General features: G+C 65.1%; 24 protein-coding genes. 14 read left to right on the top strand and 10 right to left on the bottom strand.

Annotation, left to right across the window (positions count from 1 at the left end; all coding sequences use genetic code 11):
* The first annotated feature begins 55 nt into the window (after positions 1 to 55).
* From H9529_RS08055 to H9529_RS08045, 3 genes are all read left to right on the top strand, one after another.
* Positions 56 to 1,366, top strand: a complete 1,311-nt coding sequence (locus H9529_RS08055) for an RNA polymerase factor sigma-54 (RefSeq protein WP_092887347.1) — start codon at positions 56 to 58, stop codon at positions 1,364 to 1,366.
* Between the two features lie 67 nt (positions 1,367 to 1,433).
* On the top strand, positions 1,434 to 2,003 hold the full coding sequence (gene hpf, locus H9529_RS08050; RefSeq protein WP_092887349.1) for a ribosome hibernation-promoting factor, HPF/YfiA family: 570 nt from the start codon (positions 1,434 to 1,436) through the stop codon (positions 2,001 to 2,003).
* A 53-nt stretch (positions 2,004 to 2,056) separates the two neighbouring features.
* Entirely contained in the window at positions 2,057 to 2,521 is a 465-nt protein-coding gene (locus H9529_RS08045) for a PTS sugar transporter subunit IIA (RefSeq protein WP_092887351.1), read from the top strand.
* Positions 2,522 to 2,625: 104 nt separating this feature from the next.
* On the opposite strand, the gene H9529_RS08040 is transcribed toward H9529_RS08045, so the two are convergent.
* The 6 genes from H9529_RS08040 to H9529_RS08015 form a co-directional block, all read right to left on the bottom strand.
* Positions 2,626 to 4,041 carry a hypothetical protein gene (locus H9529_RS08040; RefSeq protein WP_092887353.1) on the bottom strand — a complete coding sequence of 472 codons (1,416 nt, stop codon included), beginning with the start codon at positions 4,039 to 4,041 and terminating at the stop codon, positions 2,626 to 2,628.
* Between the two features lie 6 nt (positions 4,042 to 4,047).
* Positions 4,048 to 5,790, bottom strand: coding sequence for a DUF5927 domain-containing protein (locus tag H9529_RS08035; RefSeq protein ID WP_439822945.1), 1,743 nt, complete (start codon positions 5,788 to 5,790; stop codon positions 4,048 to 4,050).
* Positions 5,791 to 5,810: 20 nt separating this feature from the next.
* A complete protein-coding gene (locus H9529_RS08030) occupies positions 5,811 to 6,821 on the bottom strand; it encodes a glycosyltransferase family 2 protein (protein WP_092887355.1) in 1,011 nt (336 codons plus the stop codon).
* 29 nt (positions 6,822 to 6,850) lie between these two features.
* Positions 6,851 to 8,131 (bottom strand): glycosyltransferase family 4 protein, encoded by a 1,281-nt coding sequence (locus tag H9529_RS08025; RefSeq protein WP_143033492.1) that lies wholly within the window; start codon positions 8,129 to 8,131, stop codon positions 6,851 to 6,853.
* An 88-nt stretch (positions 8,132 to 8,219) separates the two neighbouring features.
* Positions 8,220 to 8,942 carry a response regulator gene (locus H9529_RS08020; RefSeq protein WP_092887361.1) on the bottom strand — a complete coding sequence of 241 codons (723 nt, stop codon included), beginning with the start codon at positions 8,940 to 8,942 and terminating at the stop codon, positions 8,220 to 8,222.
* Positions 8,939 to 9,448 carry a MarR family winged helix-turn-helix transcriptional regulator gene (locus tag H9529_RS08015; RefSeq protein ID WP_092887364.1) on the bottom strand — a complete coding sequence of 170 codons (510 nt, stop codon included), beginning with the start codon at positions 9,446 to 9,448 and terminating at the stop codon, positions 8,939 to 8,941. The genes H9529_RS08020 and H9529_RS08015 overlap by 4 nt, the downstream gene beginning before the upstream one ends.
* Before the next feature lie 167 nt (positions 9,449 to 9,615).
* Between H9529_RS08015 and H9529_RS08010 the strand changes: the two genes are divergently transcribed.
* On the top strand, positions 9,616 to 10,485 hold the full coding sequence (locus H9529_RS08010; protein WP_092887367.1) for a branched-chain amino acid aminotransferase: 870 nt from the start codon (positions 9,616 to 9,618) through the stop codon (positions 10,483 to 10,485).
* A 212-nt stretch (positions 10,486 to 10,697) separates the two neighbouring features.
* On the opposite strand, the gene H9529_RS08005 is transcribed toward H9529_RS08010, so the two are convergent.
* Positions 10,698 to 10,889 carry a hypothetical protein gene (locus H9529_RS08005; RefSeq protein ID WP_092887370.1) on the bottom strand — a complete coding sequence of 64 codons (192 nt, stop codon included), beginning with the start codon at positions 10,887 to 10,889 and terminating at the stop codon, positions 10,698 to 10,700.
* 151 nt (positions 10,890 to 11,040) lie between these two features.
* Entirely contained in the window at positions 11,041 to 11,991 is a 951-nt protein-coding gene (locus tag H9529_RS08000; protein ID WP_092887372.1) for a LysR family transcriptional regulator, read from the bottom strand.
* A 96-nt stretch (positions 11,992 to 12,087) separates the two neighbouring features.
* On the opposite strand from H9529_RS08000, the gene H9529_RS07995 reads away from it, so the two are divergent.
* The 9 genes from H9529_RS07995 (at position 12,088) to H9529_RS07955 (ending at position 21,239) form a co-directional block, all read left to right on the top strand.
* On the top strand, positions 12,088 to 13,002 hold the full coding sequence (locus H9529_RS07995; protein ID WP_092887376.1) for a dioxygenase family protein: 915 nt from the start codon (positions 12,088 to 12,090) through the stop codon (positions 13,000 to 13,002).
* 65 nt (positions 13,003 to 13,067) lie between these two features.
* A complete protein-coding gene (locus tag H9529_RS07990; protein ID WP_092887378.1) occupies positions 13,068 to 14,027 on the top strand; it encodes a VOC family protein in 960 nt (319 codons plus the stop codon).
* 72 nt (positions 14,028 to 14,099) lie between these two features.
* Complete coding sequence (locus H9529_RS07985) at positions 14,100 to 14,828, top strand: alpha/beta hydrolase (protein ID WP_092887381.1); 729 nt, start codon at positions 14,100 to 14,102, stop codon at positions 14,826 to 14,828.
* Positions 14,825 to 15,895, top strand: coding sequence for a maleylacetate reductase (locus H9529_RS07980; RefSeq protein WP_092887384.1), 1,071 nt, complete (start codon positions 14,825 to 14,827; stop codon positions 15,893 to 15,895). The genes H9529_RS07985 and H9529_RS07980 overlap by 4 nt, the downstream gene beginning before the upstream one ends.
* Positions 15,896 to 16,001: 106 nt before the next feature.
* Positions 16,002 to 17,282: an ABC transporter substrate-binding protein gene (locus tag H9529_RS07975; RefSeq protein WP_092887388.1), complete on the top strand. Its 1,281-nt coding sequence runs from the start codon at positions 16,002 to 16,004 to the stop codon at positions 17,280 to 17,282.
* A 436-nt stretch (positions 17,283 to 17,718) separates the two neighbouring features.
* Entirely contained in the window at positions 17,719 to 18,438 is a 720-nt protein-coding gene (locus tag H9529_RS07970) for an ABC transporter ATP-binding protein (protein ID WP_092887391.1), read from the top strand.
* A complete protein-coding gene (locus tag H9529_RS07965) occupies positions 18,435 to 19,148 on the top strand; it encodes an ABC transporter ATP-binding protein (RefSeq protein ID WP_092887395.1) in 714 nt (237 codons plus the stop codon). Before H9529_RS07970 ends, H9529_RS07965 begins: the two co-directional genes overlap by 4 nt.
* Positions 19,149 to 19,290: 142 nt before the next feature.
* Positions 19,291 to 20,154, top strand: a complete 864-nt coding sequence (locus tag H9529_RS07960; RefSeq protein WP_092887398.1) for a branched-chain amino acid ABC transporter permease — start codon at positions 19,291 to 19,293, stop codon at positions 20,152 to 20,154.
* The gene (locus tag H9529_RS07955) at positions 20,154 to 21,239 is read left to right on the top strand and encodes a branched-chain amino acid ABC transporter permease (protein ID WP_092887401.1); all 1,086 of its coding nucleotides are present in this window, start codon (positions 20,154 to 20,156) and stop codon (positions 21,237 to 21,239) included. The genes H9529_RS07960 and H9529_RS07955 overlap by 1 nt, the downstream gene beginning before the upstream one ends.
* Before the next feature lie 115 nt (positions 21,240 to 21,354).
* Here H9529_RS07955 and H9529_RS07950 read toward each other — a convergent pair whose 3' ends face one another.
* Both H9529_RS07950 and H9529_RS20675 read right to left on the bottom strand, forming a co-directional pair.
* On the bottom strand, positions 21,355 to 22,497 hold the full coding sequence (locus H9529_RS07950; protein ID WP_092887404.1) for an alkane 1-monooxygenase: 1,143 nt from the start codon (positions 22,495 to 22,497) through the stop codon (positions 21,355 to 21,357).
* A gap of 287 nt (positions 22,498 to 22,784) precedes the next feature.
* Positions 22,785 to 24,122 (bottom strand): A/G-specific adenine glycosylase, encoded by a 1,338-nt coding sequence (locus H9529_RS20675; protein WP_223814334.1) that lies wholly within the window; start codon positions 24,120 to 24,122, stop codon positions 22,785 to 22,787.
* Between the two features lie 159 nt (positions 24,123 to 24,281).
* Between H9529_RS20675 and H9529_RS07935 the strand changes: the two genes are divergently transcribed.
* The gene (locus H9529_RS07935; RefSeq protein WP_092887407.1) at positions 24,282 to 24,839 is read left to right on the top strand and encodes a DUF721 domain-containing protein; all 558 of its coding nucleotides are present in this window, start codon (positions 24,282 to 24,284) and stop codon (positions 24,837 to 24,839) included.
* Positions 24,840 to 24,872 lie beyond the last annotated feature (33 nt).

Here is a 24,872-nt window from a genome sequence, read left to right as displayed (position 1 = left end):
CCGCTTTGCGCGTGCCGGGCAGGCCAACGCACGCGCGGAACGGAAGGAGCTGGCTGTGGCGCTGAAACCGTCGCTGAATGTCAGCCAGTCGCTGGGGCTGGCGCTGACGCCCATGATGCGGCAGGCGCTGCAATTGCTGCGGTTCTCGGCGGTTGAGGTCTCGGACTTGATCACGCATGAGGCCGAGGTCAATCCCTTCCTGAAGCTGACGCTGCCGCGCACGCCTGTGGGCGGCGCGCCGTTGCCCGCCGATCTTGCTGCGCGCGGTCCCTCGGTGTTGGAGGATCTGGCCGCGCAATTGCGCATGATGGACCTGCCCGGCGCGGTCCGGCAGGTCGCACAGTATCTGGCCGCAGACCTGAGCGATGAAGGCTACCTTGCCCAAGACACCCTGGATTCCATGGCCGCGCATGGCGTCAGCGACACGCTGCTGGAGGCCGGTATTGCCGCCCTGCAGCGCTGTACCCCCGCCGGGGTCGGCGCGCGTGATCTGACGGAATGTCTGACCTTGCAACTGTGCGACGCCGGGCTGGACGCCGCAGCCGCCACGCAGACCGTGGGCGCGCTTCTGGTGTTTGCTGCCTGCGCGGGCAATGCAGCGGGGCAGGCGGATCTGGCGCGGCGCCTGAACATCAGTACGGTCGAAGTTGCGCGCCGCGTCGGTCTGGTGCGCGACCTGCGTCCCCGGCCCATCGACCGGGCCGAGGCGACGCCGACCCTGCACTATGCCGACCTGAAGGTGGCGCGCACACCCGGTGCGGGCTTTGCCGTCACCCTCAACCGTGAGGACCTGCCTGAAATCGAGATCGATCAGGTGCTGGCCGCGCAGGCGGTCACCGATAATTTCGGACGTGACAGCCTGGCGCGCGCGCAGGCGATTCTATCGGCCTTGCAGTACCGCGGTCAGACGCTGCAGGCGATCGGCGGGTATCTGCTGGAACACCAATACAGGTTTTTCGCCCACGGCCCCGACCACCTGCGCCCGATGACACGGGCAGCGGTTGCGCAGGCGCTGGACGTGCACCCTTCCACCATCAGCCGGGCGGTTGCGAACAAGGCCATCGACTGCAATGGACGGATATGGCCGCTGTCGGTGTTCTTTTCTTCCGCGCTGCCCTCGGGGGATGAACAGGGCATCAGCGGCTTCGTGGTCCAGCGCCGCATCGGAACGATGATCGGGCAGGAAGATCCGTTAACGCCGCTTTCAGACGATGCCATTACAACAGCCCTGCACGCAGAAGGCGTTGACATCGCCCGTCGAACTGTCGCCAAATACCGGCAAGGCATGCGCATCCCCGCGTCATCCATGCGCCGGCAACGGGCAAAGGCCCGGCCGGCTCCCGCAGGGACGCGCCAGAAGGGTTAACCCCGTGGCTGGGGGCCGGGTCCGTTTCGCGGGCATGGCCTTCGGCCCATAAAAGAAGGAGAGGCTCATGCGGTATCAGATCAGCGGTAAGCAGATCGACGTGGGGGAGGCTTTGCAGACCCATGTGAAAACCGAACTGGGGGAAGTGGTCGAGAAATATTCGCAGCGTCCTACCGATGCGTTGATCGTGTTCTCGCGTAATGCGCATCAGTTCGTCTGCGAAGCCACGGTACACCTGTCCACCGGCCTGACGGCGCAGGCGAAAGCCAGTGCTACCGAAATCTACGCCGCTTTCGATGGCTGCCGCGAGAAGATGGACAAGCAGTTGCGCCGCTACAAACGCCGCCTGAAAGATCACCACCGTGACCGAACACAGCCGGTTGAGTTTGGTGGCGGTTCCTCGTATATCCTCGCGGGAAGTGGCGATGCTGAAGCGTCAGAGCCTGAGGGCCTGCAACCGATGATCATCGCGGAAATGGAAATGCGCATCCCGTCGCTGTCGGCTGGCGAGGCGGTGATGCAGATGGAGCTTTCCGAGGCGCCGGTTCTGGTGTTTCGCAACGAACGTCATGGCGGGCTGAACGTGGTTTTCCGTCGCGATGACGGGAATATCGGCTGGGTCGACCCGCAACAGTAAATCGGCACCGGGTGTCATGGCTTTGCCATGGCACCCGATTGCAAGGGGCAGATATGGAATTGTCGCTGATACTCAAACCCGACGCTGTGCGGGCCGTGCACGGTGTGTCCAGCAAGAAACGCCTCTTTCAGGATCTGGCTGACCTGGCCAAGGTGGTCTACGGCTTGGATTCGATGGTGGCACTGAACAGTCTTCAGGAACGCGAAAGCCTGGGCCCCACCGGCGTGGGCCATGGCGTGGCGCTGCCGCATGCCCGCCTCGACGGGCTGGAACGGGTGTCGGGCGTGTTCTTCCGGCTGGACAAGGCCTTTGACTATGGCTCGGTCGACAAGGCGCCTGTGGATCTGGTGTTCGCGCTGTTCGCACCACGCGATGCAGGCGTGGACCATCTGAAGGCGCTGGCACTGGTTTCGCGCACCTTGCGCGATCCGGCCGTCTGCCGTCAGTTGCGCGCCAATACCGACGCCGCGACGCTGCATGCGGTTCTGACCGCCGCGCGCGACATCAAGGCTGCCTGAGGCCGGCGCAGCCGCGCGTGTCCGGTCTTTGCCGCTTTTGGCCACCCCCGGCACAATGCGGTGGTGGCCGCCCGATAGTGGAACAAAACCGGGCCGGGGGGGCGCTATTCCACCCAATCCCCAAAACCCAGCAGCATGAAATCTTCCGTATAGACTTCCTGTGTCGCCGCCAGCACCGTGGCATCATAGATCCGCGACAGGCGGCGGCGTGAAGGCGTATGCGCCGCAGGGGCGGGCGGGGCGGCCTTGCCAGCGATTGCCGCCAGTTGTGCACAGGCGGGCACCAGATCGGATTCCTTCAGGACGAAGCGTGGCGGGCAGACCTCGGCCAGTGCGCGCAGGCAGGTCACCTGACTGGTCCAGGCGGGTGCCGTGACCATTGGCGTCTGGCCCGCGCGGTTGGCCTTCAGGAACCGCAGGAAGGCCAGGAAGTCTGCGCGCAGCACCTCGGGCGGCTGGTCGTCCAAAGTGTCCAGCGGCGAAACATCGGTCTGCTCTACCTCGGCCAGCCAGCGGACAACATCGCCGCGCGCCCCGCTCAGCACCTGGCGCAAGAAGATCTCGAAGGCACGCGCGGTGGGATGGCGCAGCACGGTAAAGCTGTGATGCCCCGGCGTGCGCAGCCACCAGCGGCGCATGTCCTCGACGCCCAGATCGGTGACCAACATCTCGGGGCTGACCCCGTCCAGCTCGGCCAGCCAGTGGTAGATCTTCTGGTCTGGCCCGCCGGGGATCGGCAAGAAGGCCAGCGGGCTGTGCGATGCGATGCGGAACATCGGTGCGGCGGGGGCATGGCGCGGCTCTCGGTGCGGGGCCGGGCCTGCACCGCCCATCCCGCCAGCAAACGCGTGCAGCGCCTCGGGGTTGGTCAGCTTGTCCTCGATCGGTTCGGGGTTCTGCCGTTTCAGCCGGGTCGAGGGCGCGGTGATCGTCGCCGCCACCCCCAACCAGCGTGCCAGCCCGTTCAGCACCGCCACATCGTTCAGATCCTCATAGGCGATGGGAAAAGCCACCTGTCCACTGGCCTGCAACTGTTGCTGTACCTGCGCCTGAAACCGCTGAACCCGGTCAGCATGGGCGCGAAATTCGGTCGCATCGAAGGTCACTTTGGCGGCCTTGCGGTCCTTCACATGGCCCAGTCGCCACTGGTTCGTCGTCGTCGCGATCTTGAGCGAGACGTAGCTGTCCAGCGGGTTGCGGCTAAGCACGATCTTGGCGCAGGCCGGGTCTTCCAGCACATGGGCCAGAATGCGGGGGTCGTGGTCGTGAAAGAAGCGAAAGCCGTTCATCCCCGGCCGCGCCTGCACTGCTGCCAGCAGCGGCAATGGATCGGTATCGCGCGCGGCGCGGTCGAAGCCTTCGACGTGGCTCACATCGGGGCGGTTGATGAAGTTCGGGTTGAACAGCTCTCCCTCGCAGACGATGCCGTCAAATTCGTTCAGGTTGCTTTCCAACAGGTTCGACCCTGTGCGCATATCGGCCAGAACGACGAACGAGGTGAAGGGGGCGGAAAAGGTCATGCAGTCTCACTTCAAGAAATAGGTGCTTGTGGGTGCGGGGCTCGGATCATGGCTGACCGGGTAATCGCCCAGCAGGAACGGCGGCAGACCTGCATCGCGCAGCTCCTCCACAAACGCGCCGAAACCTGCCAGCGGGCGTAGCTTTGGTGGGGTCAGCGGGCGCGTCTGGATCTGGCTGGCGAATTCGACCAGCACGCTGTCGAGCGCGTCATAGGGGGCTTCCAGAAACTCGGCCATGGTCCAGATGCGGACCCGCGCGCGCGCCCAGTTCGACCGCAGGATTTCCAGATGCGCCGCCTCGCGCTTTTGCAGCCAGGCGGCATGACTGCGGATGTCGGCAGCAGGTTGGGTGCCGCGAAACAGCGGCAGTGCCCAAGCCCCCGTGATGACCGAGATATGCGCATTCTGGTCAGACGCCATGAACCAGTTCAGCGGCGCGGTATGGTTGTCGCGCGCAGCGTATTGAAAGCACTGGCGTTCCCCCCGCGTCGCCCAGATCAGGCTGGCCAGGAACTGCTGCTGGTTATAATCGCGCAGTGCTGCCGACTGGCTGAGGCCGCCGTTATAGACCGGCGCGTCGCCCGCGAAATGCGCCTTTTCGGGCGCGAACAGATGGCCATGCACGCGCAGGCCGGTCGCCTGTGCCAGCCAGCCGGGGAAACCCTCGAACACTTCGTCAAAGCCGGTGAAGACCGAATAGGGCGCGGCGGTTTTGCCCCGCTCCCAATGTTCGCGGGGCAGGCGGCTTTGCATGTAAAGGCCCGGGCGGCCCATCTGGCGCTGCTCGGTGGCGCGGGTGAAATGACGGTTGATCTTGCCGGGCTGCGGGTCGGCGCGTACCGCCGATCCAGGTTGGTCCGACAGGAAATAGGCATAAAGCCGGTCGGCGCGCGGCCAGATCTTGCGCGCCATGAAGCAATCCGACCGGCGCAGCAGTTGCAGATGGTCATCGTAGAACACATGCGGTTTGCCGAGATAGTCGAATTTCGACAGCGTCAGCGACCGGCTTTCGATCCGCGTCGCGTGCTTGCGGGCAAGGGTCTGGAAATACGATTCATCGGGGATCCAGACCCTGCGGAAATAGGCGTCATATTCTGCGCGCTGCGGATCGTTCAGGATCGCCGACAGCGTCTTGCGCGTCAGGCACCACCATTGCGACCCCAGATGCGGCGTCAGCGGCGCGGGCATTTTGCGCGCCACTTTCCAACGGCGCTGCAAGGTGACGAAACTGTCGAACAGCCAACGGGTGCGCTGCCAAGAGAAGGGGAAATACAGGCTGAACCGCTCATCCGACAACCCGCCCACGGTCCAGGGCGTATCGGCGGTGGTCACGGATTCGATGTAATCGGTCCCGGTCTGTGTGGCCAGCATCGCAATCAGTTCTGCTGCCGGGCGCAGGGGCAGGCATGACCCCGAGATCGCATAGACATGCCCCACGTCGGGGAACGCTTCCAGCATCTCTTCTGCCGCCGATTGCATGGCCGCCACCAGCGACCACATGCCCCATTCGCAGCGATACCGGCGCGAGAACCGGACCCCCGGCAGGTGGCGCAGCGCCTGTCGGAAGGCGTTGAAGCTGCGGTCGGGCACCGATTTGTCCACATGGATCACCACCGGACAGCCCGCCGCCGCCCAGAAGCGCGCGACATCTTCGGCCCGGTGCAGCGCGGTGTGGCACAGCATGAGGATGCCCAGGTGCGCCGATGCGGCCGCGTTGTCCTGCCCTTCGCCGTTCTTGCCTTCCGCCATGCCCCCCGTCACGTCCCCCGTCATGCCCAATGCCCCTTGGACATCAGGCCCAGAATCTCCAACTGGCGCCAGTTGATGTATTGGGTGGACCAGTCGCACCACAAGTCGGGGCTGGCCTCCAGCCCGGCGCTATAGGCCTGGTATTCGCGGCTGCCGCCGTAATGCTGGCGGCGGGTCAGCTCTTCTGTGGATTTGGCGACCAGGGTGTCGAGGAACTTCGCATGCAGCAGTACGCCCGATACTTTCTCGCCGCCGTCGTCGTCATAGACCTTGTTGAGCCCGCGCGGCAGAACCCGGTGGGTTGAGCTTACATAGGCATATTTCCGCGTCCAGCGCACCAGCGGCGTCTTGTTCAGCGCGGGTGCCTTGGCGGGGTCTTCGGCAAAGAACTTGCGCGCGCGCACCCCGCCCTGAATCCAAAGGTTCTGATAGGTTGCATCGCGCGACAGCACATAATTGCCGCTGTCAAACCATGACGCGATGTCGATCGGGTTTTGCCCGGATTGATAGGGCTGCGCGGCCACCGGCCCCTTTGGATACATGTCCAGCAGCATCGCGCCGAAGGATTTGATGGCCGACGTATCCAGACAGTCGGTCAGCGCCTGCAAGGGCCGGGTGTCGCAGAATGGATAGACGAGGAATTCGTCGACATCGACCACCAGATTCCAATGACCCGCGCCATAGCGCCATTGCAGATGGTTCAGCCAGTCCACCCCGAACTTCGAGCGTTTGTAACTGCCCACCGTCGTCCAGAGCGAGACATCGGGCTGATCGGCCAGATATTCCGCCGACCCGTCGTCCGACCCGTTGTCGACCATCAGGAAATGCGAAATCCCCAGATCACGGTAGTATTTCAGGAAAAAGGGCAGGCGCACCAGTTCGTTGCGCAGCGTGGTAAAGGCCAGAATGTCGGTTTCGCCGATTGCTTTCGTGCGGTCCACGCGCCGCGTCAGTTCCAGACTTTTGCGCAGCGCGCGCATCAGTTTTATCTGACGCTCGGCGCGCAGTTGAAATTGCGTAAGGATGTCCATTCAGCCCGCTTCTGCCCCGCCCGAACCCGTCATTGTATGGTATCTGCCTTCTTGATCGCCCGGAATACCGTGTCAAAGTGATCCGACCAGCGCGGCGGGTCATACCTGTGGCGCGGGGCGGATTGGTTGGCGGGCGTTGCCAAAGCGGCAATGATTGCTTGTTCCCATTGATACTGTTGATCGATTCGCGCGTAAACGGGTGAGTCGCCAAAAACGTCACGCAAAACGATTAAATCGTTGCAAATCACAGGTGTGCCCAGCGCCAATGCCTCGGCCACCGGCAGGCCGAAGCCCTCGGCATGGCTGGGAAACAGCAGCGCGCGGGCGTTTTGCAGGCAGGAGGCCACCGCGCCATCCGCCAGCCCGGTGAGTTCAAACACATGCTGCCCCCTCAGCGGCCCATGGTCCAGACGGTCGAAAACCGCGCGGTTGTTCCAGCCGCGCCCCCCGATGATGACCAACGCGGGCATGTTCTCTTGCGGCAGTCGCGCGGCAAGGCTGTCCCACAGGTCGAGCAGGAGCGCGTGATTCTTGCGCGGCTCGATCGTGCCCAGTGTGACGAAATAGGGGCGTGATGGATCGGGCATTCCGGCGGGCAATTCGGGGGGCATTCCGGCGGGCCGCGCCAGATCGCAGCCCAGATGCGCGACCACATCCTGCGGCACCCGGCCGCCGCGCGCAAACACGGCGCGGGCGCTGTCGCGGCTGGCGGCCGAGTTGTAGATGACCAGATCGGCGCCCGCGCCGACCGCCTGCATCTTGCGCGCAAACGCTTCGGGCACACCGGGGCGGGTGAACTGCGGATGGGTCAGCGGGATCACGTCATGGACCAGAACCGCGCGGAAACACGGCGCCAAGGTCTTGAAAACGCGGGCATCCAGATTGCTGTGCCCGGTGTTGAAATAGGTCGCGCGGGCTGGCACGTGCCGCGCGACCAGCCGCGCCAGCCCGCGCGTGGTCATACATCGCCCCAAAGCCAGCCGCCGCAGATCAGCCATCACCCGGCGGCGTGCAGGCGTCTGCCGCAGATGCGCGCGCGCGATCCAATCCGCAGGCCCCCAGGGCACCGTGCCGCGCAGCCGGTCCGACAGCGCCCGCACGCCCGCGCGATCCAGCAGCACGAAGCCCGGCGCGGCGCGGATCAGCGCCCAAAGCGGCCCGCCTGCGTCCAGCAGATGCGCCAGATAGGCGGCCTCGACACGGTCCACCCCGGTCCATGGCCCGCGCCCGACCCGGCTGCACAGCCGCGTCAGGTCCAGAAGCGTGGCGGGTGTATCGGCAGATGGGGCGGGGCGGTGGGGTGTGGTCATGCGGGCACTTTGCGGCAGCGCCCGGCGACCCGCAACCCGGGACGCGCGCGCGCCTGTGATGCCCGCCATGACGGGCCGGTGCAGCCGGTCAATCCGGTGTCAGCATATAACCTTCGCCGCGCACGGTTTGCAGGAAACGCGGGCGCTTGGGGTCGGCCTCGATCTTGCGGCGCAGGCGGGTGATCTGCACATCCACCGCGCGGTCCTGCCCCGGTTCGGGCGTCGAAAGCCCCCGGTCGCGGCCCAGATCATGGATCAATTGCTCGCGGCGGATGACTTCGCGCGGGTGGCGGGCAAAAAGGCGCATCAAGGCGGCCTCGGTCTGGGTCAGGCGGATCAGCGCTTCGCCCTGCCGCAACTCTCCGCGTTCCAGATCATAGCGCAGCGCGCCCAGCACCATCAGTTGCGGCACCAGCGTCGCGGCCTCCAGCTGCGGCGCGCGGCGCAGGATCGCGTTGATCCGCAGCAACAGTTCCTTTGGCTCGAACGGTTTGGGCATGTAATCATCCGCCCCCGCTTCCAGGCCAGAGATCCTGTCCCCCGTCTCACCCTTCGCAGTCAGCAGCAGCACCGGCACCGGGCCTTGTGCGCGGATCCAGCGCGTCAGGCTGATGCCATCCTCGCCGGGCATCATCACGTCCAGCACGATCAGATCAAACGCCAGCCCGGCCAGCAAACGGCGTGCATGCGCGGCGTCGCGCGCGGCCGTCACCCAAAAGCCGTTGCGGATCAGATACTTTTGCAAAAGCCCCCTTATGCGTTCGTCATCATCGACGATCAGCAGATGCGCGGTGTCCTGATCTCCGCTCATGATCTTGCGTCCTTCATCGCCTGATACTGGTGGCGGATGTCGTCGTCCATCATCGCCTCCAGCACCTGCCGGAAGCCTGCCACGGCGGCGGGGCCTGCGGCCCGGTAGGCGGCGCGCATGCGGGCGCGCTGCGCTTCCGACAGGGCGCGTTCCAGCGCCGCGCCGCTGTCGGTCAGGAACATGTGGCGTTCGCGCCGGTCCTTGCGGCCGACCCGCTGTTCCACCAGCCCGTCTTCGATCAGTGCGCGCAGGACCCGGTTCAGCGATTGCTTGGTCACGCCCAGCACGGCCAGGAGGTTGTTCACCGTGGTGCCCCGTGATCGGTTGATGAAATGCAGCGCCCGGTGATGCGCCCGGCCATAGCCGTGGTCATCCAGGATGCGGTCAGGGTCGGCGGTAAAGCCGCGATATGCGAAAAACATCGCCTCGATCCCCTTGCGCAACTGGTCGTCGGTCAGGAACAGCAGGTTCTCCCCGCCGCCTGCGCCCGCGCCGCCTTCTGCCATGGTCTGTCCCCTTCGGCCCGATCACGTTTTTCGCTCTCCGCTGCATTTTATGTCAGTCTTGTTGACTTTCCAAGAATCAATTGCTAGCGATTGCCCGAATTCTCGCAACTTTATGTCTGTTGCGGGGCGGTTGACGCAATATCTGAGAACGCAACGGAGGGTTCGCAATGGCTGGGGCTTATGATGACCGGGACGGTTATATCTGGATGGACGGCACGCTGGTGGATTGGCGCGATGCCAATGTGCATATCCTGACCCATGCGCTGCATTATGCCTCTTCTGTGTTCGAGGGCGAGCGGTGCTATAACGGCAAGATCTTCAAATCCCGTGAACATTCCGCGCGGCTGCTGGAATCGGGCAACCTTCTGGACATGCCGATTCCCTATACGGTGGACGAGATCGAGGCCGCCAAGACCGAAGTTCTGGAAGCCAACGGCCTGAAAGACGCCTATGTGCGTGCCATCGCATGGCGCGGCGCGGGCGAGGATATGGGCGTCGCCGCCAAGCGCAACAAGGTCCGGCTGGCCATAGCCTGCTGGGAATGGGGTGCGTATTACGGCGATGCGAAGATGCAGGGCGCGAAGCTGGATATCTCGAAATGGAAGCGTCCCAGCCCCGAGACCATTCCCCATGCCGCCAAGGCCGCGGGCCTCTACATGATCTGCACCATGTCGAAACATGCGGCCGAGGCAAAGGGCTGCTCGGACGCCATGATGTACGATTATCGCGGCTATGTGGCCGAAGCCACGGGCGCGAACATCTTTTTCGTCAAGGACGGTGAGGTTCACACCCCGCTGCCCGACGCCATCCTGAACGGCATCACCCGCCAGACGGTCATCGCGATGCTGCAAGGCATGGGTATCACCGTGCACGAGCGCTATATCGAAGCGCATGAGTTGGAGACATTTTCGGAATGCTGGCTGACCGGCACGGCAGCAGAGGTGACGCCAGTGGGTCAGATCGGTGACTATCACTTCCAGGTCGGCCAGATGACCCGCGAGGTCGCCGAGACCTATGAGAAACTGGTCCGCGCCTGAACCTTGGCCAGCGGGCTGGTGCAAGCGCCAGTGCGTGTCTGAGAATGTCGGTTACGCTGAAAATATTTCAGCGTAACCGCGTCACGGTCAGGTGCGGTGATCACAGCCAACGCCCGGGCAATTCAACCCGGGATTGTATCGGCGCCAAAGACTGTCGGCGAAATACCCGTCCGTTGGCGCGGTCAGGCACCATCCCGCAGGATGGCGCCCCCTCAGATGATTTCGGCTTTGGGGTCGCGTGCAATGCGGGTATAGCGGCCCATGCGGCCATCGGGTTCGTCGCGGTGACGGTTGCGCAAGGTGCGCACGGCCTTATGCACGGCGTCTTGTTGCGCAATCGACAGATACGCGACAGTGCGTGCCGGGCTCGCGGTGCGGTTGTGGTCCAGAATGTGTTTGGTCATATCGGTCCTCCATAAGATCGTTGATCGGCAGGATGCCGGTGCGTGCACCTTACACTAAATAACGCTTTGCGCCCAATTCAATCCCATGCGGCCCTGTCACTTCTGCTTGTTGTGGTTAGCGGCAATTTAACCCCGCCGCCGAACCTAGCGGCTACATCCCCCATACCACTGCATTCTCATGGCGCTGGATCATCTGGCGCAGGTCGCCAAAGCGCGTCACGATATGGCGCAGCAGCTTTTCCGACGCAGGCAGCCGCGCCGCGCCTGCCATGCGCAGCAGTCCCAGCGTGCGTTCCGGCTGTGGGATGGTCACGGGCAGCACCGTCACCTGCCGGTCGCGGCGCAGTGCAAAGACCACCGAATGCGGCATCACCGTCAGGGCATCCGTTTCTTCCAGATAGTTCAGTACCGACAGTAGCGAGCCGCCCGAATAGCGGATGTTGATCTCGGACATGCCGATGGACAGCAAGATCGCGTGCAGATCGGCCAGTAGCGGCGATCCCGGCAGCGGTGCGATCCAGGGATGATCCAGCAGGTCGGTAGAACTGAGGCCGCGTTTCTTCAACAGCGGATGCGCGGTCCGGCAGGCGACGATATTGCGCCCCGGCAGGATCGGCGTGAATTCGAACCCTGACCCTGCCTCGACAATCCCCATCGGACAAATCGCCAGATCCAGTTGGTTCGACTTTATCCCCGCCTGCAATTCCGGCAGGTTTCCATAGGATTGATCGACGCGGATATCGGGTTCCAGCCGCTGAAACTCGCCGATCATCTGGCTGATGAACGCATCCATGAAGAAAGGCACGCCCGCGACCCGCACGGTGCCGACGCTGCCGCGCTGAAAGCCGCGCACCGTCTCGGATGCCTTGCGCGAGGCCTGCCAGATCACCTTGCCATGCGCCGCCAGTTGCTGGCCGATCAGCGTGGGCACCAGCGGGCGGCGCCCGGCCTCGAACAGCGGTTGTCCCAGCCGCTTTTCCATTTGCGACAGGGTGCGTGACACCGCAGGCTGCGACAGGCCAATCAGCGCGGCCCCGTCGCTGACGCTGCCGGTTTCGACCACTGCGGCCAGTTGAGCCAGGTGACGTTCTTCAAACTTCATAACAATTTGGTATGCTATGGGGCAAAGATTAAAACCGCAATGCCGATTTTCCCGGTTAGGCTGTGATTTAGAAGACGACGACTTGGGAGGGTCGGAATGGAGGGGGGGATCAGCAGCAGCCTGGGCTTGCGCCCTGCGGATGCTTTCGCGGCGCGGCTGGCGCAGGCGGAAGATGCGCGGCTGGCGGTCGTACTGGGGGCCTTCGTGGCCGATCTGCACGCGCTGATCGACACCTACGCGATCACCCGGTCCGAGCTGCATGGCGTCTTGCTATTCGCCACCGAGGTCGGGCACGCCTGTTCCGATCAGCGGCAGGAATGGGCGCTGCTGGCCGATGTGCTGGGCCTGACCAGCGGGGTCGAGAATCAGATGTCCCGCCGCCCTGTCGCCGCCACGCCCAACACGCTTCCCGGGCCGTTCTACCGCGCCGATGCGCCGCGCCGCAGGGATGGTGAGTCGATTTCGCTCGACCAAAAAGGCCAGCCGCTCACCTTCCGCGCCAGCGTGGTGGATCTCGACGCCCGGCCCGTGCCCCATGCGCAGATCGAGGTGTGGCAGGCCAATGCCGATGGCATTTATGAAAACCAGGCCCCCGACCAGCAGCCAGAGTTCAACCTGCGCGGCATCTTCCGTGCCAATGCGCTTGGCCGGGCGACCATCCGCACCGTACGGCCTGCGGGGTACGCGGTGCCGGGTGACGGGCCGGTGGGCCAGTTGATGGCCCGGCTGGCGATCAGCCTGATCCGCCCCGCGCATATCCATGTGCGGATCACGGCGGCGGGCTTTCAGCCGCTGACCACGCATGTCTTCGACCGTTCAGACCCGGCGCTGGACCAAGACCCGTTGTTTGCCGTGCATCCGCAATTGCTGGCTGATTTCACACCTGCCGAACCAGGTACGCGCGGCGGCGCCAATGCGCCCGTACCGCACTGGTGCGCCGAACATCGCTTTACCCTGGCGCCCACAGCGCCGGATGCCGCGCCCGACACCGCTGACGCGCAGGCAGACTGACCCTTTCACCGCCTGCCCGAAAGGCACGGCTCAACCCAAGTAAACGACCCAAAAGGAGGCACCCCATGTCAAAGGTAAGCGGGTATCATCACCTGACCCTGTCCACCGACGGCGCGCAGGAAGATTTCGACTTTTACACCAAAACACTCGGCCTGCATTCGGTCAAACGCACCGTGCTTTTCGACGGTGTCATCCCGGTCTACCACCTGTATTATGGCGGCAAGAACGGCGATGCCTCGACCATCATCACCACCTTTCCCTTTCGCAAGCCCGGCGTCTACGGGCGGCGCGGGTCGAACCAGTCGAAGATCGTGCAGCAGGCGATCCCGGTCGGCGCGGCCGAGTTCTGGGTCAACCGCCTGAACGAACGCGGGATTGCGGCGGCAAAGCTTACGCGCTTCGGGCTGGACCGCGTGGCTTTCGACCATCCCTGCGGCATCCCGCATGAACTGGTCGAGAACCCCGGCGACACCCGCACCCCCATCACCAATGAGGCACAGGGCATCGGCACCGATCACGGCATTCGCGGCATCTACGGTGCGGCCGTGTCGGTCATGGACCGCAGCGCGATGGATGATTTCCTGACGATCGCCTTGCCCCTGAAGAAAGAGGGCGACAGCGACGAAGGCCTGCTGTTCTCGGTCCCCAATGCCGACGGTCCCCGCGCCATGGTCGAGGTGCTGCACGAACCTGACCGCCCGCAGGGCACCTGGACGCTGTCGGGGGGGACCATCCACCATCTGGCGCTGAATACCGGCGATGAGGAAAATCAGCTGGCGCTGCGCGCGCACATCGAAGGTCTGGGCTTCACCGACATCTCGGAACAGAAGGACCGAATGTACTTCAAATCCTGCTACGTCCGGTCCCCGGGCGGGGCGCTGTTCGAACTGGCCTGGACCGTGCCGGGCGGCTGGGCGCGCGATGAGCCCGCCGATGCCATCGGCACGACGCTGGTGTTCCCGCCGTGGTTCGCGGATCGCAAGCAAGAGCTGATCGACGGGCTGGAACCCGCCGACTTTTCCTGAAACCGGTCGCGGGGCAGGGCAGTTGCCCGCCCCGCATACCAATCTGCGTGCAACAACAGAACAGGACACTACATGACGACATCCGCAAAATTCCTCGGTGCCGATCTGGCGCAGGCGCAGGCAATCTGTGTCCTGATCCATGGCCGGGGCCAGTCACCGGCGGATATGGATGAAATGGTCGTGTCGCGAATGTTGGCGGGGATGTTTTCTGGGGGGGGCATCGATGCAGACGCGCCGGATGAAGGCACCACGGCGCTTGCGGCCATGGACCCCGAAACCATCTGTATCGCCCTGCCTGCGGCCCTTGGGGCGAGCTGGTATGACGCGCGCGCCATCGACCCCCTGACGCCTCAGACCCGCAGCCAGCTTGCCGCCGGGCTGGACACGCTGACGGGGCTGATCGCGCATCTGCGCGCCACACGCCCCGGCGTGCCGCTGGTGTTGGCGGGGTTCAGCCAAGGGGCCTGTCTTGCAATCGAATATCTGATGACCACCTCCGACCTCCCCGATGCCGCCGCACTCTTTACCGGCTGCCGGGTCGGCCTGCCCACCGACGGCCTGCCCACCCGCGACCTTGCAGGCCTGCCCGTCTATGCCTCTTGCGGGGATGAGGACCCCTGGATCCCGGCAGATGCGTATTTCCGCATGCTCGCGGACCTCACCGGAGCGGGGGCGCGCCTGCGCGCCGACATCTTTCCTGGCCGCCCGCATACCGTCACTGACACCGAAATCGCAGCGTTGTCGGGTTTCTTGGGCGCCCTGCGTGACGGCACGCCCATCCTGACCAAGGGGGATACATGACCGATCTATTGCAAGGCTTCGAATTCGCGGGCATTCCGTCGCGTGTCGTCTTCGGCGCGGGCACGCTGGCGCAGGCAGGGGCCGAGGTGGAACGTCTCGGCCACAAGCGCGCGCTGGTCCTGACCACGCCGGGGCAGGCGGATGATGGCGCGGCGCTTGCCCGCGCCTTGGGCGATCTGACCGCAGGCACCTTCTTCGACGCCGCCATGCACACCCCGGTAGAAGTGACGCAAGACGCGCTGGCCCACTTCCGTGCGGTCGGTGCCGATTGCGTCGTCGCATTGGGCGGTGGCTCCACCATCGGGCTGGGCAAGGCCATCGCATTGCATACCGGCGCCGATCAGGTGGTGATCCCAACCACCTATGCGGGGTCCGAGATGACCGACATCCTCGGCCAGACCGACAAGGGCGCCAAGACCACCCAACGCGGCCCCGAAATCCGGCCCGAGACTGTGATCTATGACGTGGATCTGACGCTGGGCCTGCCGGCCGCGATGACCGTCACGTCGGCGCTGAACGCCGTCGCGCATGCGGTCGAAGGCCTCTATGCCCCCGACGGCAATCCGATCCTGTCGATGATGGGCGTCGCCGGGATCCGCGCGATCCGCGACGGGCTGCCGGCGCTGCGCGACGCGCCGACGGACAGGGACGCGCGCGCTGATGTGCTCTATGGCGCGTGGCTCTGTTCCACTGTGCTGGGTCATGTCAGCATGGCGCTGCACCACAAGCTGGCGCATGTGCTGGGCGGGAGCTTCGGCCTGCCCCACGCAGAGACCCATGCCATTCTGCTGCCCCATACCGCCGGGTTCAACGCGCAGGCCACCGCCGCGCAACTGGCCCCGGTGGCGGAAATGTTCGGCGGCAGCGTGGGCGGTGGCCTGTGGGATTTCGCCCGTGACGCAGGCGCGCCGCTGCGCTTGCAAGATCTGGGGCTGACCAAGGCCGATCTTGACCGCGCGGCACAGATCGCCACGCAAAACCCCTACCACAACCCGCGCCCCTTCGACGCCGCCGACATCCGCACCCTGCTGCAAGCGGCATGGGAGGGCACGCGCCCCGACCCGTAAGGAGGGGGCACCACACCGCCGCCGCGGAAGCCCCGCGCAGGTACCGCACGACCGCACCTTGAACCATCAATTCTCAAGACCATCCGTTCTCAGGGAGGAGACCGCCATGATCACCAGACGCAGATTGATAAAATCCACCGCCGCAACGGGCCTTTTGCTCGGGGCCTCGGGCCTCGCCATGCCCGCCATCGCGCAGGCACGCGCCGTGCGCATCGGCTATGTCAGCCCGCAGACCGGCCCGCTTGCAGGCTTTGCCGAGGCGGATGCCTTCACCCTCGATATGTTCGCGACCCGCATGCGCGCCGAGGGGCTGGAGGTCGAGGTCATCGTCAAGGACAGCCAGTCCAACCCCAACCGCGCCGCCACCGTCGCGCAAGAACTCATCATCGACGATGGCATCCACCTGATGCTGGTCGCCTCGACGCCCGAGACGACGAACCCCGTCGCCACGGTCTGCGAAAGCGAGGGCATCCCCGTGATCTCGACCAAGGCACCCTGGCAGCCGTTCTTCATTGGCCAGCAGGGCAACCCCGGCGCGCCCGAAAGCTGGCGCCCGTTCGACTTTGCCTTCCACTATTTCTGGGGGCTGGAGGATGTGATCTCGGTCTTCACCAACATGTGGAACCAGCTGGACACCAACAAGATGGTCGGCGGCCTGTTCCCCAACGATGCCGACGGAAATGCCTGGGGCGATCCGCAGAACGGCGTCGCGCCCGGCTTCGCCGCAGCGGGGTACGAGACGATCGACCCCGGACGCTACCAGAACCTCAGCGACGATTTCAGCGCCCAGATCAACGCTTTCCGCGCCGCGAATGCCGAGATCGTCACCGGCGTCGTGATCCCGCCCGACTTCACCACTTTCTGGAATCAGGCGCGCCAGCAGGGCTTCATGCCAAAGGCCGCCACAGTGGCCAAGGCGCTGCTGTTCCCGCAAGCGGTCGAGGCGCTGGGCGAGAATGGGCACAACCTCTCGTCCGAGGTCTGGTGGTCGCCCCACCACCCCTTCTCCTCGTCCCTGACCGGCGAAAGTGCCGCCGATCTGGCCGCGGGCTTTACCGATTTCACCGGGCGCCCCTGGACCCAGCCCATCGGCTTCATCCACTCGCTGTTCGAGGTGGCGACCGATGCGATCAAACGCGCCGGCGATCCGACCGACCCCGAGGCGATGGCCGAAACCATCGCGGCAACCGATCTGAACACCATCGTCGGCCGGGTCGCCTGGGACGGCACCGGCGTGCCGCCCTTTGCTGCGCAGAACATCTGCAAGACCCCCTTGGTGGGCGGGCAATGGCGGCGGCAAGACGATGGCACCTTCGATCTGACCATCGTCGACAACCAGACCGCGCCCAACATCCCCACCGGCGGCACGATGGAGGCGCTGAGCTAGCACGCGTTGCGCAAAAGTGGGAACCGGCTGTGCGTTGGAGATGCGGAAATCAGGAAGCCAGAACCTGTTTTTGCACGTCTGACAAGCACAAGGCCGGTTCCCGCTGCGCTATGGATGGCCCAAGGGGCGGCATGATCCGCCGCCCCCGGGTGCAACGCCCCCCGCCCCGCAGGGACATCGCGCCCCGCAGGGACCTCGCGCCCCGCAGGGGCGCACCTGCCCGGCAGGGACCGGAAAGCGCGGCAAGGGACGCGCCTGCCCCGCAGGGACCAACCCGCCCCGCAGGGACCAACCCGCCCCGCAGGGACCAACCTGCCCCGCAGGGGCCAACCCGCCCCGCAGGGACCAAAAAGCCCCGAAGGGGCGCTACCCCCCCAGGGCGAACCCGCCCAGGGAACCGATGACCGAAACCTGAAAACCCGACCAAAGGTTGCCCATGCCGATCCTCTCGCTGCAAAATATCTCGAAAAGTTTCGGCGCGCTGAAGGTCAGCGATGATGTCAGCTTTGACGTGCCGCAGGGGCAGGCGCTGGGCATCATCGGGCCGAACGGTGCGGGGAAATCGACGCTGTTCAACCTGATTACCGGCAATATTGCCCCGGATGCGGGCAGCATCCGCTTTGATGGGCAAGATGTGACCCGCATGCCGCCGATGCAGCGCTGCCTCGGCGGCATGGGCCGGTCGTTCCAGATTCCGCAGCCTTTCGGCAACCTGACGGTGTTTGAAAACCTCGTCGTCGCCGCCACTTACGGGCAGGACCGGGCCGAGGCTGCAGTGACCGACCTGTGCGTTTCCGTGCTGGAACGGACCGAGCTTCTGGCCCGCGCCAACCAACCCGCCCGCAGCCTCAGCCTGTTGCAGCGCAAGCGGTTGGAACTGGCCCGCGCCATGGCGACCGGCCCAAAGCTCTTGCTGCTTGACGAAATCGCGGGCGGCCTGACGGAAGGTGAATGTCAGGCCCTGATCGCCACCATCCGCGCAATTCATGCCGAGGGCGTGTCGATCATCTGGATCGAACATGTCCTGCACGCCCTGACCTCGGTGGCCGAACGGCTGCTGGTGCTCGATTTCGGGCGCATCATCGGCATGGGCCCGCCGGACGAGGTGATGCAAAGCCGCGAAGTGCGGGAAATCTATCTGGGGATTGATGTATGACCGGACCCTTGCTGCAAACCCATGCGCTGCGCGCGCATTACGGCGACTTTCAGGCGCTGTTCGGTGTGGATATCGCGCTTTCGCAGGGCGAGACCGTCGCAATCATCGGTGCGAATGGCGCGGGAAAAACGACGCTCCTGCGCTCCATCGCCGGGGTGTTGCGCAACGAACCCGGCGCGGTGCGCTTCGACGGTGCCGATATCGGCGCATTGGCCGCCGATGCGGTGGTGAAACTGGGCCTGACCATGGTGCCCGAGGGGCGGCGGCTTTTCCCTTCACTCTCGGTCGAGGAGAACCTTCTGATCGGTGCGCAGGGCCGCAAGGCCCCCGGCTACTGGACGCTGAAAACCGTCTATGCCCTGTTTCCCATCCTGGCCGAGAAACGCCGCGTGCCCGGCACCTCGCTTTCGGGGGGGCAGCAGCAGATGGTCGCCATCGGCCGGGCGCTGATGTCGAATCCGCGCGTGCTTTTGTGCGATGAACTCAGCCTTGGGCTGGCCCCGGTGGTGATCCGCGACATTTATGCCGCCTTGCCGCAGATCCGCGACAGCGGGGCAAGCGTGATCGTGGTGGAACAAGACATCGGGCAGGCGATGAAGGTGGCCGACCGGGTGTATTGCCTGATGGAAGGCCGCGTCACCCTGTCCGGCCCGCCCGCCGATCTGTCGCGCGACGCGATCCATGACGCCTATTTCGGGACGGCGGCATGACGGGCGCGCCGCCGAATACCGGCCCGCTTTGCGCGCGGTCTGCCCGCCTTGCGGCCCCGCCGCGCCGCGCATGCCGGGGCATGCGCTGTGACCCGTGCCGCATCCCTACTCCCACCTCAAACGCATCAGACCGGAGGGCACCATGATCTGGCTTGACACCATTGTGCAGGGCATCTTGCTGGGCGGGCTTTATGCGCTGTTTGCCGCCGGCCTCAGCCTCGTGTTCGGCATCATGCGGCTGGTCAACCTGGCGCATGGCGATCTCATCATCCTTGGCGCCTACCTGATCCTTGTGATCGTCTCGGCGCTGGGGCTGAATCCGTTCGTGGCCGCAATTGTCGCGCTGCCGGTGATGTTCGTGATCGGCTGGGCCTTGCAGCGTGTCGTGTTGAACCGCGTGCTGGGCGAGGATATTCTGCCGCCGCTTCTGGTCACCTTCGGGCTGTCGGTGGTGCTTCAGAATGCGCTGCTCGAGGGGTTTTCCTCTGACAGCCAGCGCCTGCGCCCCGGCCCGATCGAAGCCGCATCGCTGGACCTTGGCATCGTCACCGTGGGGGTAATGCCGCTTTTGACCTTCGCCTCGGCCGTGTTGATCATCATCGCGCTGAACCAATTGTTCTACCGCACTGCGCTGGGCCGGGCGTTTCGCGCCACCTCGGACGATCCGGTGACCGCGCAACTGATGGGCCTGAAGCCGGGCAATATTTTCGCCATCGCCACGGGCATCGCGATGATCGTGGTGACGATTGCGGCGATGTACCTCGGCATGCGCGCGAATTTCGACCCCACCATCGGCCCCGCGCGCCTGATCTACGCCTTCGAGGCAGTCATCATCGGCGGCCTTGGCAGCCTTTGGGGGACGCTGGCGGGCGGGGTCATCATCGGGGTGGCGCAGACCGTCGGCGCGGCGGTCAACCCCGAATGGCAGATCCTCGCCGGGCATGTTGCCTTCCTGTTGATCCTGCTGGTCCGTCCGCGCGGGCTGTTTCCAAGGGCATATGACTGATGAACAACGCAAAGACAGATCCCGCAGCCCCGCGTCCGGCCTACAGGGTCGAAACACGCACCAGGGCCTCTGCCATCACAGCCGTGGCGCTGGCGCTTGGCATCGTGCTGCTGCTTGCACTGCCCGCCTTTGCCGACCGTGGCCTGATCCAGGATATGTTCTTCATCCTGACCATGCTGGTGCTGGCGCAGTTCTGGAACCTGCTGGCGGGCTATGGCGGGCTGGTCAGCGTGGGGCAGCAGGCCTTTGTCGGGCTTGGCGGCTACGCGCTGTTTGGCGCGGCCATCCTGTGGGGCCTCGACCCGCTGTTTTCGCTGTTGCTGGCCGGGGTGGCGGCACTGATCGTCGCGGTGCCCACGGCGTTTTTCGTGTTCCGCCTGCAAGGGGCCTATTTCGCCATCGGCACCTGGGTCGTGGCCGAGGTTGTCCGCCTCAGCGTCGCGCAATGGCAGAGCGTCGGCGGCGGTTCGGGGACATCTTTGCCGCGCAATGTGACCGGAGACATGATTGGGCTGGAGCTGATCGAGGGGCTGTTCGACGTGCGTTCGGCCGCGGCACGCGATATCCTGACCTACTGGCTGGCGGTGATCCTGGCGGTGGCGACAATCGGCGGAATCTACTGGCTGCTACGCAGCCGCCAGGGGCTGGCGCTGGCCGCGATCCGCGACAATGTCGAGGCCGCAAGGTCGCTGGGCGTGAACGCGGCGCGGATGAAATGGACGGTCTTCCTGACCGCCGCTTTCGGTACCGGCGTGGCAGGCGCGCTGATCTATCTGCAAAAGGGCCGGATTTCGCCTGATGCGGCGTTTTCGGTCAATGATTGGACCGCCTATGTCATCTTCATCGTGGTGATCGGCGGCATCGGCACGATCGAAGGGCCGATCCTGGGCGTGCTGGTGTTCTTCGCGCTGCAAACCCTGTTTGCGGGCTATGGCACCTGGTACCTGATGGCGCTGGGCGGGCTGGGCATCGTCATCATGCTTTTCGCGCCGCGCGGGCTGTGGGGGCTGATCTCGGACCGCACGGGGCTGCAACTTTTCCCGATCCGCCGCCGCCTTACACTGCCCCCGGATACGGCAGAGTGACTGCGGGGCACAATCGGGCGGCGCGCAATCGGGCGACGCGCTCTGGGTGCAACGCTGGGGCCGGTGCGTGGCAGGCAGGCTACGCGCGCAGCAGCCCTCATTCTATCACCTTGCTCTACACCGCGCCACGCGGCAGGGGCGTGCTGCCCGCGTCGTAGGCGGACCAGTCCGTGACCTGCGGGTAGAAGCGCCGCCGCCAGGCCCGCACCTTGGGGTTCATCGCGCGGCGCCACAGCGGCGGGAACAGCGCCAGCGTGGTCATGGCGGGATAGCCATAGGGCAATTGCGGGGCCTCACTGGTGGCATAGGTCTGCAACAGCGGAAAGCGCCGGTCGGGCTTGTAATGGTGATCGGAATGGCGCTGAAGGTTGATCATCAGCCAGTTCGACGCGCGGTGCGACGCGTTCCAGCTGTGATGCGGGCGCACCGGCTCGTACTTTCCGTCGCCCAGATGCTGGCGGGTCAGGGCGTAATGCTCGATGTAATTCGTCAGCTCCAACTGCCATATGGCGATGAAGGCCTGCCAGATGAACAGCCCCACGCCGACCCAGCCGAAGATCGCATATGCCAGCGCCACGAACCCCAGTTGCAGCGCGGCGTAGCGCCAGAACGGGTTGCTGATGTGCCAGGCGGGCAGCCCTTTGCGCGCCAGCATCGCCGCCTCGGCCCGAAAGGCGGATGGCGGACAGTCGCGCAGCACGCGGTAGAAGTAATGCTGAAACCCCTCATTATACCGCGCGGTCACCGGGTCGCGCGGCGTGCCGACATAGCGGTGATGCACCAGCATATGTTCGCTGCGGAAATGCGAGTAGAGGACGCAGGCCAGCAACAGGTCGGCCAGCCAGCGCTCGACGCGCGGTTTCTGGTGCATCAATTCATGCGCATAGACGATGCCGATCACACCCGACATCACGCCGATGCCGAAAAAGAGCGAGAGGAGCTCAAACCAGTGCAGGTGGCCGGTCGCGCTGACATACCACAGCGTGCTGAAGATCACCGTGACCTGCACCGGAAACCAGATCAGCGTGATGAGCCGATACCAAAACAGGTCAGTGAGCGGGGTCTCTGTGTCCGGGTTGTCGAGGTTCAGCCCGGTGATCAGGTCCATCAGCGTGAAGACGCCCCAGCCATAGGTTGGCAGAAGGATCAGCCACCAGCCGCCCTGCACAGCCCCGATCCAGACCAGCGGCACGAAACCGAGGCTGAGCCAGAAGGGCAGGGCCTGCGTCAGGCGGCTGATGGAGTTCGCTGCGGTCATGCGGGGTTCCAATCGGGTTCGTGCGATATATAGCGCGGCTTGCGGTGCAGGCACAGGGACAGTTTTGCCGCACGGTCCAGGGCCCGGTGTTGCGGCAGGACACGGGATAGGGTGTTTCGCACGACAACGGGTTTTTCCAGGCATCACCCTTCAAAATCCGATTGTTTTCAACAGATTGGTTCAAATGTGTTTCGCATGCGAAACAGTGTTTATTAACAATAGGTTAGCGGAGGCACGATGTGCCTGGACGCATGACTTTCCAGGCCACGCCTGCGAAACGATGTTTGTTAACAATAGGTTAGCGGCAGGGGGCGGCGGAGGCGTCGGGCAACAGTGCCCGGCGGCAGGCGCGCCGATGCGAGCGGGGCGTCTGCTGCGGCGACCAGATCATAGGCTTTGCGCATCACTGTCGGCAGGTCGCCCGGGCGGAAGTCGGCGGCGGGGGTCAGGCCGGGTGTGGTGTCAGGGATGGTGGCGCGATGCACGGTCAGGATCAGGTGGAAATGGGTGAAGGTGTGGCGCACTTCGCCCACCCGCTGCCAGTCGGCGGGGAGGGGGGGCGTGGCATCGGGGGTGGCTTTTGGTTTGTTGCGCCCCCCCCCTTGCGGGGTGGCCCGTTCGGACTCGGCTTGGTCGGACTCGGCCCATTCGGACTTGGCCCGGTCGGACGTGTCTTGGGCCGATGTCACTTCAGCCGAGGTGACGGGCGCCGGCGTATCTGCTTCTGAGGCGGTGCGCTCAGCCATTGGCGGCACCAGCGCCTTATCCTGAGCCGCTTTTCCCTCTCCTGATGCGACCCATTCCGACCCGGGCCAGCCGAGCATTCCGCCCAGCAGGCCACGGTCTGGCCGACGCTCCAGCAGCCAGGCGCCCTGTGGGCTGCGGGCAAGGTAGATGTGACCCGCGCGCACGGGTTTCGCCGCTTTCGGCGTCTTGCGCGGCAGGCTGACTGCCGTACCCTCGGCCCGTGCGGCGCAGGGCGTGCGCAGCGGGCAGATGCCGCAGGCGGGGTTGCGCGGCGTGCAGATCGTCGCGCCCAGGTCCATCACCGCCTGCGCGTAATCGCCGGGCCGGGTCTGCGGCGTCAACGCGGCGGCATAGGCGGTCAGCCGGGGTTTCGCGGCGGGCAGCGGCGTGGGGTCGTTGTGCAGCCGTGCCATGACGCGTTCGACATTGCCGTCCACGACGACCTCGGCCCGGTCAAAGGCGATGGCAGCAACGGCGCTGGCGGTATAGGGGCCGATGCCCGGCAGGGCGATCAGGCCCGCATGGGTGTCGGGGAAGCCGCCGAGTGCGCTGACCGCACGGGCACATTTCAGCAAGTTGCGCGCGCGGGCGTAGTAGCCAAGGCCCGCCCATGCGGCCATGACGTCGGCATCTTGCGCTGCCGCCAGGTCCTGAACCGTCGGCCAGCGCGCGATGAACTTGCGGAAGTAATCGCGCACCGTGGCGACGGTGGTTTGCTGCAACATCACCTCGGACAGCCAGACGGCATAGGGGTCGGAGCGCTGGCCTGCCGCGCGGTCGGCGGGTGACACGCGCCAGGGCATCACGCGCGCGTTGCGATCATACCAGTGCAAAAGCTGGTCGGCGATGCGGGCGGTGCCCGCTGGTTCGTCACGCATTCTTGACGCCCTTTGTTTGGCTGTGGGGCGCGTGCCCTCTGGTCGTGGCTGTACAAGTGGTTAAACTATATTGCGGGCGCGGGTAAACCAGTCGCCCGCAAGTTCATCAGACGCGACACGATCAGACGCGACACCATAAGGCGGGCACGACAGGACAGCATGGCGAAAACTCCGGCATATGGTGGGAAGGGTGGGGGCAGCGCACGTCCGGCGCGGCGCACGCGCGGGTTTGAACCCGCCGCAGGGCTGATGCGCGACCGCATCCGCACGGCGGGCGAGTCGCGCGGCTTTGCGGCCTCGCGCATCCTGACACACTGGGCGGAAGTCGTGGGCGAAGAGATCGCGCGCCAATGCCGCCCCGTCAATGTCAGCTACAAGAAGGGCGGCTTCGGCGCGACGCTGACGCTGCTGACCACCGGCCCCGCCGCGCCGATGTTGCAGATGCAACTGCCCGCCATCCGCGACCGGGTGAATGCGGTCTATGGCTACAACGCCATCGCCAAAATCAGCCTGACCCAGACCGCGCCGCAGGGCTTTGCCGAAGGGCAGGCCCAGTTCGCCCCCGCCCCCGCTCCAGCGCCAAAGGCCCCGCCGCCGCAGGTGGTGCGCGAGGCCAGTGCGCTGTCGCAAGGTGTCAGTGATGACGGGCTGCGCGCCGCGCTCGAGGCGCTGGCCTGCAACGTGCTGGCCCGGCATGGCGGGCCGCGCGATGCGTAGCGCCACCTGCATCCAGCCGCGCGCAGCCGATCC

Origin of the sequence: Roseicitreum antarcticum (genome assembly GCF_014681765.1) — a bacterium.
In the GTDB taxonomy this organism is placed as follows: domain Bacteria; phylum Pseudomonadota; class Alphaproteobacteria; order Rhodobacterales; family Rhodobacteraceae; genus Roseicitreum; species Roseicitreum antarcticum.
This window is presented reverse-complemented; position numbering and strand designations above follow the sequence as displayed.